Genomic DNA, 1,499 nt, shown 5'->3' with positions numbered 1-1,499 from the left:
TCGAAACCCAGTGCGTAGGCAATTTCAGAAATGTTCCAAGTTGTGTGCTGTAGCAGGGCTTTTGCTTCTGAGATAATGCGCTCGGTAATGTGGGCAGTAGTTGGTTTGCCTGTAAATTCCTTAACCGCCCTATTGAGATAATTAGCGTGTACATTTAAAGCAAGGGCATAGTCTTGTGCCGTTTTGAATTGTAGTGGCCTATCGGTGGTTTCGACCGGAAATTGCCTTTCTAGCAGTTCAAAGAATACTGAGGTTAAACGGCCTGCCGCATTCTTGTGTTGATCGAAGTCGGCAGATGGTTGAATCTTTAGTGCTTCATGGATAATCAGGTTGATGTAATTTCTGATCAGATCATCTTTATAGGCATAATCGCTCTTTTGTTCCTCGATCATTTTAAGGAATATGGAATTCAAAAAATCTCTCTTACCTTCATCTATCTTTATTATGGGCGTACCTCCTATTTTGAATAAAGGAGAATGTTGTAAGCTCTCGCTCCGTTCCGAAGCGCTAAAAAAATCTTCCGAAAAAAGCACGGTATAACCTGCATAGGTTGTAGAAAGCGTCTCCCAGGAATATGGAACGTGTGGGTTGCCAAAGAACAGAATTGTACCCTCGTGCTCAAAGCTCCTGTCTGCATAATGGACAATGCTTTTTCCCGTTGTCAGGCAGATTTTATAGAAGTCCTTGCGGTTATAGATTCGTGTAGCATGGCTATCTGCCTCAAGTTGCCAAACATTAAAACCTTTAAGCTTTAGTTCAGTATTGAACTCTGATACCGGACGTTCGATTTTCGCACCCATTACACAAAGCTAAGAACTTCAAATCAACTCATCTAATCCAATATTCTCTTCTTTGTTGTAGTTTAACTCATGTTACTTCATAACCTTTAGGTAACTACTAATAAATTGTAACTATATATAGCATAATTTTGCTGGCAACAAAAACGAATAAATAATTAAACGAATTATAAACGACAATATACATGGGACTAGAACAAATAATAGATTCTTCGATACTGGACATTTTTCCACTTATGCCGTCAACAGGCGCCTGGCCATTTACAATGATCCGCATTGACCGCAATGAACTTTCAGATCTTGAGATGGATAAGCCCCTGTTTGCTCCTTTTCAGTTACTTGTGCTTAAAAGGACTGATTTTAATGATAAGGACCTACTTGATTACGCAATAAAATCTAAGGAATATCACACCATCCTCCCCCCTTTCAGATCTAATTTCCTTGAAAATTATAGCATCACGATAGGAAATGAAAAGGAATTACAGGAATGGGCGGATAAGACCACTAGTTTAGCAATTGGACTAGTGATTAACACCGCTCTGCTTAAGGGAATACAGTTTATTCCGATTGCAACAGACCTTTCTGCATTGGATTTGCGCATGGGACTTGTACAAAAAAAACTTAGGTCACACCAATTATTCGACGCCTACCAGATCGACCCGTCATTTCTGGTGTAGCGGAGACAGCATTTCAGCATTAGCG

Annotated in this window: 2 protein-coding genes; one reads left to right on the top strand and one right to left on the bottom strand. The window is 39.9% G+C overall.

What is annotated here, in order from left to right; all coding sequences use genetic code 11:
• Positions 1 to 800, bottom strand: an 800-nt coding sequence (locus AC1DDX_RS27365) for a helix-turn-helix domain-containing protein (protein WP_477623029.1), incomplete at its 3' end; no start/stop codon positions are given.
• A gap of 182 nt (positions 801 to 982) precedes the next feature.
• Here AC1DDX_RS27365 and AC1DDX_RS27360 point away from each other — a divergent pair.
• Positions 983 to 1,474, top strand: coding sequence for a hypothetical protein (locus tag AC1DDX_RS27360; protein WP_172662681.1), 492 nt, complete (start codon positions 983 to 985; stop codon positions 1,472 to 1,474).
• Positions 1,475 to 1,499: the final 25 nt, after the last annotated feature.

The sequence above is a fragment of the Pedobacter sp. 10L46_2 genome (genome assembly GCF_056395165.1).
This window is presented reverse-complemented; position numbering and strand designations above follow the sequence as displayed.